We start from the raw sequence: 6,702 nt of genomic DNA, 5'->3' as shown, positions 1-6,702 counted from the left end.
CAACAGGTAACTATTAACTTAGTTAAGAAATGAACATAGACCTATTGATAACGACCAACTTTGAGAAGCACTCTAAACCGGGCGCTAAGATCGTTATCTCTCAGGGGGGAGGTCGTTCCGGGAAAACGTTCTCAATCTTGCAATTACTGATCCTTACCGCAATACAAAACAAGAATATTCTTATCAGCGTAGTAGCTGAAAATGTACCGTTCCTGAAGCGTGGTGCAATGCGTGACTTCCGGTTCATTATGCAAGAATGCGGGCTTTGGACTGATACATGCTGGAAAAAAGCAGAATCGACTTATGTATTCCAGAACGGCGCAATGATTGAGTTCTTTGCGGCGGACAATCCGGGTAAGGCGCTGGGTTCAGCACGTGATATATTGTTCATTAATGAATGTAATAATGTTAAATATGAGATAGCGTTTCAATTACTTGCAAGGACAAAACAACGTGTTTTCTTGGATTATAATCCTGTATCAGAGTTTTGGGTGCATACCGAAATAATGGCTAACAATGAATTTTCTGAACAGTGGGAGTACATTCATTCTACATATAAGGATAATGAACAGCTGGACGAAGAGATAATCAAAACGATGTTGGCGCGCGCCTCCAAAGATGCTAACTACAGGCGGGTGTACATTGAAGGCGAAGTAGGATCAATCGAAGGTTTAATCTTTCCCACCTTCCACCAGATCGACACGTTTCCGGATCATCCTCACCGCTATGGCCTGGACTTCGGGTATTCTAACGATCCGACCGCGCTGGTAAAAGTCGCAACAAGGGGTGATGACATTTACATTGATGAGATTTTATACCGCACTGGTATGGTGAACAGCGAACTAAGCAACTTAATGCAATCAATGGGGGTAAGAAAATCATACGATGAAATAATTGCTGATAGTGCAGAGCCAAAGACCATTGCGGAATTGCACCGGATGGGATGGAATGTAAAGCCCGCTGTCAAGGGTGCTGATTCAATCCGGGCGGGAATTGATAAGATTAAGCAATACAATATCCATGTTACGAAAAGAAGTCAAAACTTAATTAAGGAGCTAAGGAATTATTCATGGGTAACGGATAAAGACGGTAAGATCACGAACAAACCGATCGACGAATACAATCATGCAATCGACGCTGTAAGATACGAACGTTCTATAATCATAAGAAAAAATCATTCAGTCACACATCCAGCCCGCGTAAGAGATGACATATAAAAACTGGCTATATCACTACAGGCATGAGCCGATAGAAGTAATCCCAACACAATTCGTCTGGGGCCCGTTCTTCTTTAAGCGCGTCCCTGTTAGGATGATTGATTTGCCCGTTTCTGTTTGGCTTAGATTGAAGGACTATAAGATTGACATGCGTTCAGCTTGCTACGTTCTTAATACATTTATGGGATTAACGCCGCGTCAAGTGATGAATATGAACGCCGGGCGCGTCGTTGCAATCATCAATCATGTGAAATCACAGGTTGAAAAATGCAATCGTTATTGGGACAAAGCACATGAGGTCTTATTGCAGATCAATGATGGTGTTGATCGTTCACACTGGCACGGCTTGGATAAATTAGCACTCATTCACGAACTGGCCGGGGGTGATATATTGAAAGCAGAACAGGTAGAAAATATTACCTTTGCAACGGTGCTTAACTGGAAAAAAATTAGCTTAGCGCAAATCCGGGATGAGCAAAACAAATACATGAAAGAAAAATCTAAAATAAATCGCAAATGATACACGAAATAATTCATAGAGCAACACATGACCTGGACATAGACGGCATTGAACCGCTATTAATTTATGACACCCAGGGACTGGAGAATCTGAGTGCAGACGAGACGCGCAAATGGTTTATATATATCCCCGTTGTTCAGGAACGAAGCACAATGCAGTTGCTACACTATACATCGTATCAGATCAACGTTATCTTTGCATACATTAATCAGTTCGCCAGGGAGGGTAACGAAAAGGCAGAATATTACAAATCGGTGGTAAGTAAGCTAAGGAAAGCACGCAATGACTTCTTTCTTGCAATCGATCACATGAAAAACGAATTGGGTCAGAATATATCTAAGCTATCAGAGGATCCGATCAACAGCGTAATTGTTCATCAGGACACGAAGTTTGATGTCCCGGCAACTATAATTCAATCAACAATAACCATTGAAGTAATTAACTATGCAGGTGTTTGCTGAAATATCGGAGCGGCTTACTGAAGACCTGAAGCAAGCCATCATTGACAATCGTCAAAATGCAACGGGCAGAACTATATCCGCTATTGAAGCGCGGCACGGGGACAACTTCGCTTCGGTCGTTGCACTACCAGACGCGCACCACATTTGGGCGTTGCAGTACGGACGTGGGCCTACACAGAACGCTGGTGATGGTACGTTGTATGACAGGATACTTGAATGGGTAAACGCAAAGGGTGTAATATTTCAGGACGCAATAAGACAAAGTAAATATACTATTCAGGAGCGGACAGCAAAGACGATTACCTATTTCATTCACAAGCGGGGGACGTATCTACATCACAAGGGCGAAACGTATCACGGTGAACGCAATCCTATATTGAGGGTCTTTACTCAGCAGAAAATCGATGAGATAAAACAGGAGATCGTAAATGACCGGGTAGCAATGGTACGGAGCGAAATATTTAAAGAACTAAACAAACTTGCAACATGATAACTTTACAATCATTTCCGGATGGAGGTGCGAACAGTAATTACTTTGCTGTAAACAATCCGCTTCTTTATACTTTCCTGATGACCGGTAAAGGCGGCGGTGCATTCAATACCTACAATCTTACAGCCGCAACGGTTGGATCTGGCACCGGAAGCAATGTAAATTTCATCAATGGCAATGTTACTCAAATTGTGACCGTTGGCGACATTGTACGTGTTAGCGGGGTTACAATTGCTAATGTGACGTTCGTAGAATTTATTCAGCCACTCAATCAAACGCGGGTAGATGTTGACGCATCACTGACATTTGGCACGGACGAATCATTTCAAAGCATAAATAACTACCGTGCAGAAATACGCATTTATCACGGGCGCAAAGAACTGACAACCGGGGGCGCGTTAATCAACAACCAGGTCGGTGTCAATCATGAAGCAACGCCGGACATGGACGGGGTATTGGGATTCAATGTGCAAACATACCTGAAACCGTTCATAGACTTTTCAAAAAAACTTGGTGTATCATCAAAGAACACTCCAGACGAAGGTATCTGGGGACGCTTCTATCTTCAGTACCGGGAGCGTTTCGATGGTGATGGGAAAGGCACTGAGACAGGTTGGGTTACAACTCCGAATAGATGGTATGTATCAGCAGTTAAACAATTAAAATCAGTTGGCGCGGTGAATATGTTTCCTTTCCTACGCAACTTTGATCCAGGAACGATACCGTATATCCCACCCATCCGCTTTTTAACATCCTTCGCAGAGCCTGAATATTACCCCGGTTATCCGAATGAGATTAGCTTTATTTGGCCTGAACAATCGGGCGTGTTATTTATTCAGGCCGTTGAGCAAAAGTTGAACATGCAAAAAGCGGTTCAATCTTCAGTGACAACGGTATTAAGCACAACAGGGCGACAGGAGGTAAACAGGATTCTACTGGCAGAATATACGACACCCGGCTTTGTAACAATCGAACTTGAACAGGAAACAGACCCAACGGAGGGTTACGTTGCTCCGAATTATGTACAAATTAACTACTTTGAAACGATATGAAAAAATTCATCATTGCAAACGAACTTCTTACCTACGCGGCGCTGATACTATTAGCGATATTGCTATATGAACGCAGTATTGTTTATTATATATATGTTGCTGTAGTAGCTATAATTCAACTGAACATGATACAACTAAGAAAAAAAGCAAACGATGAAACTTAGCGAAAAGAAAACACTAACGGTCGTTGATGATTGCGGCGGCGTTTTGCTTCGGTTCAAGAACGATCATAGCGGGCGTGACCTTGTGATGTTTCCGGGTAACTTTGCTGTTCGGTATTCATCTGGACAGGTGCGAACGTTCGATAAGTTCGTAACTGATTTTTCATTATCGGGTGACACAGGGCGCGAGGATATTCTCAGCAGTGAAGTCGTAGAAAAGATTCAGTGTAGCAGGTTTTTCCCGGTAGCGAATAAAGACGGGATGAAGCAGTTATTTACTTCGCGTTCGGTAGAAATGTTTACCGGGGTGAAGAATGACACACCAGCGAATCAACGTAACTTGTGGGTTCAGGTTCGTGTGTCGATCAGGGATTGGAACGAAAGGGCGCGGGAAAATGTAATATTCGTATCAATAGAAATCGAACTGCCAAAACGTTACGTTGATGAGTTCTAACCAGCTATACATACAAGGGCGAAAGGTAGAGATACCTGAAGGCGAAGTTGTTGCATTGACCAAACAGGTTAATGAGGTTGCGAATATTGACAGCAGGAAAACGAATCTAAGCAATGACATTAGGGTTCCTTATTACAAACTCAATGAAAAACATATCAACTTTGCCGGGGTTGCAACGTCAAAAAGCCGTTACCCATATTTTTTCCTTCCTGCATACCTGGTGAGCGAAGGGATAGAAGTTGTCCGCAATGGCCGGGCCGTTATAAAGCAGACGCAGGATGATCAGGCAACAATCACGCTTTATTGGGGTAACTCAGATTTCTTTGAACGGCTAAACTTTTTAATTACTGAATTAGATTTTACCGACCTGAATCACACGTTTACGAATACTGCAATTAGTACGCTGTATGATGATAAGGAGGGTAAGGTGTTTTACTCATTTAACGAACTTGGCAACGGCAACATAGATTTTGGCTTGGTTTTCAAAACGCTGTTCAGTGCTTCGACATACCCATCTATTTCGGTTGTTTCGATCATCGATAAAATCCTAAACAGGATCGGATATACATTGTCAGGCGAAATACTGAACAGTCCTGATTGGTCTTCATTAGCAATACAGCTTCAGGGCACCACTATCCAGCCTTTGAATTTGTCCGATTTGTTTGTGGAATCCGGCTTTTTTCTTGATGGTGATACGTTCCTGTTTGCACCTATCATTAATGATGGAGGTAGTCCGGCCAGCTTCGATAACGAAAAGTACGTAAACAAAACAAGTCTGCAAGGAGCGTTTTCCTTCCGGGTATTTTGGGACGCTTCATATTTGTTCGAGAGCGGTGCCATTGATGAGTTTTTATTCTTTCAGTTTATCCGCGTCCGGGCTGTAGATGGCACTGAGGATTTGATTTTTCAGGATACGATAGAAACGCAGTTCACCGGAGGTAAGATATACAATATAGCTACAGATTTAGAAGCGGACGACTACGTTTATATGAAGCTAATCAAACAGGGTAGCGTAGATGACAGTAATTTAATATTAGGGCTGAACAGTAACTTCAGAACCACCAACATTGTAACAGATAGTTTGGTCGGCGAATGTATCGTATCAGATCACATCCCCGAAATTACTGCACGCGATTTGTTCAGGACGTTGGCGCGGATCTTCGGTATTGTTTTCGTGCCGGGCCAGGGGCGTGAAATACAGTTGAAGACCTACAAAGATTTGGAAAAGAGCAAAGCGCAAAACATCGTTTATCCACATCCGGTAAATGTGAAGACTGTTTCGACGTCTTACAATCCGGGTAATTACTTTCAGAATAGCCGGGTCGGATATGTTGAACAAAAAGGCGAACAAACAGAAACAGTAAACATCAACATAGGGTATCTACCGGACAATGGCGACTTAATTACGATCGATTCATACTTGGGCCAAAGCATAAACGGTCTGTTGCGTTTCGATTTGTTTGAGGATGGTGATCAGAATGAATTACCATTGATATTATTCAATGCAAGGGTTTTCGATCAGGCTGTTTTGCCGGGGACATGGGCCGTAAGTGATGGTAGCACGAACGTAAACTTTACTAAGGTGGTGCGGGGTGATGTGAATGGTATCAATCCTCAACGAATAGCAACAGATTACTATTTGCCGCTTTTTAATATTGTTCGCAGCTACAGGGAGGTGACTATTAAGACACTAATCAACGTGCAACAATTCTTTGAGATTGATAATTACACCGCGTATTACTTTCCAGACCTGAAAAGATTTGCACAAATACAGAAGGTCAGTAACTTCGTTTCAAATCAACCCACAACACTTAAACTGATACTGCTATGAGTGATGAAAGAGTAATATTTCGCCTTGACTTTGAGGGAGGCGACAAAATATTGGAGCAGATTGCTTTGATACGTGAGCAAACAAAAAAACTAAAAAGGGATAGGGACGATGCAGAAGAGGCGGCGTTGCATGGAGGACTGGAAGAAAAAAAAGCATTGGAACGCATCAACATCCAGATCAAAGAAAATAACAAGGAGGTCAACGCTCTTTCCCGTCAATACGGAGCTAACGCAAAGCAGGTAGAAAACAACACAGGATCACTGGTGGCAATGCGAAAGCAGCTAAGACAGATGAACGCTGAATATGATGGACTGACAAAATCCCAGCGCGAAAATGAACAGGTTGGCGGGGTACTGAACAAGCGTATTGAAGAGCTGAACAAAGAACTGGTAGCGGCGGAGGAATCAACAGGGCGTTATCAAAGGTCGGTTGGTAAGTATCAGCAAAGCATTGAAGCGGCTGCAAATAGCATCGGGGCGAAACGTGAAGAGCTTAAAAGGCTGAAAAAAGAGCAGG

Annotated in this window: 8 protein-coding genes; all 8 read left to right on the top strand. The window is 42.8% G+C overall.

Annotated features, from left to right (window positions below; all coding sequences use genetic code 11):
* The first annotated feature begins 29 nt into the window (after positions 1-29).
* Entirely contained in the window at positions 30-1,217 is a 1,188-nt protein-coding gene (locus EA392_02965; protein TVR40870.1) for a PBSX family phage terminase large subunit, read from the top strand.
* 127 nt (positions 1,218-1,344) lie between these two features.
* Positions 1,345-1,737, top strand: a complete 393-nt coding sequence (locus tag EA392_02960; GenBank protein TVR40869.1) for a hypothetical protein — start codon at positions 1,345-1,347, stop codon at positions 1,735-1,737.
* Positions 1,734-2,198 (top strand): hypothetical protein, encoded by a 465-nt coding sequence (locus tag EA392_02955; GenBank protein ID TVR40868.1) that lies wholly within the window; start codon positions 1,734-1,736, stop codon positions 2,196-2,198. The genes EA392_02960 and EA392_02955 overlap by 4 nt, the downstream gene beginning before the upstream one ends.
* A complete protein-coding gene (locus EA392_02950; GenBank protein TVR40867.1) occupies positions 2,182-2,688 on the top strand; it encodes a hypothetical protein in 507 nt (168 codons plus the stop codon). Before EA392_02955 ends, EA392_02950 begins: the two co-directional genes overlap by 17 nt.
* A gap of 80 nt (positions 2,689-2,768) precedes the next feature.
* Positions 2,769-3,740, top strand: a complete 972-nt coding sequence (locus EA392_02945; protein ID TVR40866.1) for a hypothetical protein — start codon at positions 2,769-2,771, stop codon at positions 3,738-3,740.
* 153 nt (positions 3,741-3,893) lie between these two features.
* Positions 3,894-4,355 (top strand): hypothetical protein, encoded by a 462-nt coding sequence (locus EA392_02940; protein ID TVR40865.1) that lies wholly within the window; start codon positions 3,894-3,896, stop codon positions 4,353-4,355.
* Positions 4,342-6,186, top strand: coding sequence for a hypothetical protein (locus EA392_02935; GenBank protein TVR40864.1), 1,845 nt, complete (start codon positions 4,342-4,344; stop codon positions 6,184-6,186). Before EA392_02940 ends, EA392_02935 begins: the two co-directional genes overlap by 14 nt.
* Positions 6,183-6,702 (top strand): hypothetical protein (locus EA392_02930; GenBank protein TVR40863.1); only part of this gene is annotated, 520 nt, incomplete at its 3' end. The genes EA392_02935 and EA392_02930, both read left to right, overlap by 4 nt.

The organism is Cryomorphaceae bacterium, assembly GCA_007695365.1.
In the GTDB taxonomy this organism is placed as follows: domain Bacteria; phylum Bacteroidota; class Bacteroidia; order Flavobacteriales_D; family SKUL01; genus SKUL01.
The sequence above is the reverse complement of the archived record's forward strand: the minus strand, read 5'-3'. Positions and strand labels throughout refer to the sequence as shown.

Excerpts from the sequence above, each read along its gene's own strand:
- EA392_02965 (TVR40870.1), top strand. The coding sequence starts at position 30 with ATGAACATAGACCTATTGATAACGACCAACTTTGAGAAGCACTCTAAA.
- EA392_02955 (TVR40868.1), top strand. The coding sequence starts at position 1,734 with ATGATACACGAAATAATTCATAGAGCAACACATGACCTGGACATAGAC.
- EA392_02950 (TVR40867.1), top strand. The coding sequence starts at position 2,182 with ATGCAGGTGTTTGCTGAAATATCGGAGCGGCTTACTGAAGACCTGAAG.
- EA392_02945 (TVR40866.1), top strand. The coding sequence starts at position 2,769 with ATGACCGGTAAAGGCGGCGGTGCATTCAATACCTACAATCTTACAGCC.
- EA392_02940 (TVR40865.1), top strand. The coding sequence starts at position 3,894 with ATGAAACTTAGCGAAAAGAAAACACTAACGGTCGTTGATGATTGCGGC.